This window comes from Candidatus Symbiopectobacterium sp., from assembly GCF_020054415.1.
Taxonomy (GTDB): Bacteria; Pseudomonadota; Gammaproteobacteria; order Enterobacterales; family Enterobacteriaceae; genus Symbiopectobacterium.
In genome coordinates this window covers 1-1,729 of record NZ_JAHWCO010000414.1, presented here as the reverse complement: position 1 = coordinate 1,729, position 1,729 = coordinate 1, and the positions used below count along the sequence as shown (strand labels likewise).

The following is a 1,729-nucleotide window of genomic DNA, read 5'->3' as shown; positions in this document are numbered from 1 at the left end:
GTGCTGCGGGCGTACGCCGATGGCCACTTTACTCGATGGAAAACGGATCTGGGCAGAAAAGAATCTGAACCAGATGTAATCTGACAGACACCTGTATAAATAATCGGTAACTGTCAGATCAGGTCTGAGCTAGTACACATGATTATTTTTGTTACTGGCGCAACAGCGGGTTTCGGTACAGCGATTACGCGTAAATTCATTCAGGCGGGCCACCGCGTTATTGCCAGCGGTCGACTTCAGGATCGTCTGGATGCACTGAAGGCTGAGCTGGGTGAGTCAGTGTATACGGTGACCTTTGACGTGCGCGATCGTAAATCGTTTGAAAGCGCGATTGCCGCCCTGCCCGCCGAGTGGCGCAATGTTGACGTGCTGGTCAACAACGCTGGGTTGGCGCTTGGGTTAGAGTACGCTTATAACACCCAGTTGGATGATTGGGAAACGATGATCGACACCAATAACAAAGGGTTAGTATACATGACCCGCGCTGTGTTGCCTGAAATGGTTAAGCGCAATCAGGGCCATGTGATCAATATCGGCTCAACCGCAGGCAACTGGCCCTATGCTGGCGGGAACGTTTATGGTGCCACCAAATCATTTGTGCGCCAGTTTAGCCTGGGCCTGTGTGCTGATTTTTTCGGCACTAAAGTACGTGTTACCAATATCGAGCCAGGGCTGGTTGGCGGCACCTAATTCTCATCGGTCAGATTCAAAGGCAATGAGGACAAGGTTTCCAAAACCTACGACAACACTCAGCCGTTAACCGCAGAGGACGTTGCTGAAGCAGTGTTCTGGGTGGCAACGCTGCCTGCACACGTCAACATCAATACGTTGGAGATGATGCCGGTGAGCCAATCCTATGCGGGGTTGAGCGTACACCGAGACGCATAAAACTTATCTCCCTTGTCGGTGTCACAGGATGCGCGTGATGTTATAGAGTTATTGTAGACAAGAATGCTATAGTGTTTTTGTTGCGATGCTAACACCCGCGTAATCAGCGCGTTTTTGGAAACATCGCGGGTCATCACCCTTTAGTTCGTCAGGATGAAACATGAACCATCAAACCCTCAAATTACTGCGACGTGCACTGTTCCCCCTGTCGCTGGTCGTTTTGGCCGGTGCATGGCAGGCTAATGCTCTCGCAGATACCCGCCACATCATTGTGGAATCAGACGATAGTGCGCTCTCCAAAGAAGCGGCGCGTCAAAGCAAAGAGCAATGGGATAGCACCCGTTCACTGCGTAACAAAGTGAATAACCGCAGAGAGAAAGAATTCGACAAGTTCGACAAATCCATTGATTTGCAAGAGAAATGTAATACCAGCAGCAACGTTAATGCCTATTGGGAAGCCAATAGCGACCGCTGCCTGGATCGCCGCACGGGTCGTGCGATAACGCCTTGATCTTATCTATTGCGTTTATGCCTGGCTTCAATGCCAGGCATTTTGTTCTGACTGAATCACGGACCAGATATCGCGTTCATGTTCACGGCATCACGTTGTTCTGTTTTCTGGTTTTTTTCTGTCTTTATGCTTTCCAATTCTGGGTCGTGTATTCAATGAGTTGATGTAGCATCAAACGGGCTTTGTTGAATAATATGTACTAGCTCAGACCTGATCTGACAGTTACCGATTATTTATACAGGTGTCTGTCAGATTACATCTGGTTCAGATTCTTTTCTGCCCAGATCCGTTTTCCATCGAGTAAAGTGGCCATCGGCGTACGCCCGCAGC

Annotated in this window: 1 protein-coding gene and 1 pseudogene; both read left to right on the top strand. The window is 49.3% G+C overall.

The window, feature by feature from the left end; genetic code table 11:
- The first annotated feature begins 138 nt into the window (after positions 1-138).
- Positions 139-888 (top strand): annotated as a pseudogene (gene ydfG / locus QZ506_RS12175) (bifunctional NADP-dependent 3-hydroxy acid dehydrogenase/3-hydroxypropionate dehydrogenase YdfG).
- 160 nt (positions 889-1,048) lie between these two features.
- Positions 1,049-1,399: a DUF1283 family protein gene (locus tag QZ506_RS12170; RefSeq protein WP_291971354.1), complete on the top strand. Its 351-nt coding sequence runs from the start codon at positions 1,049-1,051 to the stop codon at positions 1,397-1,399.
- Positions 1,400-1,729 lie beyond the last annotated feature (330 nt).

Bases quoted from the DNA above. Each gene is read 5' to 3' on its own strand.
- QZ506_RS12170 (WP_291971354.1), top strand. From the start codon at position 1,049: ATGAACCATCAAACCCTCAAATTACTGCGACGTGCACTGTTCCCCCTG.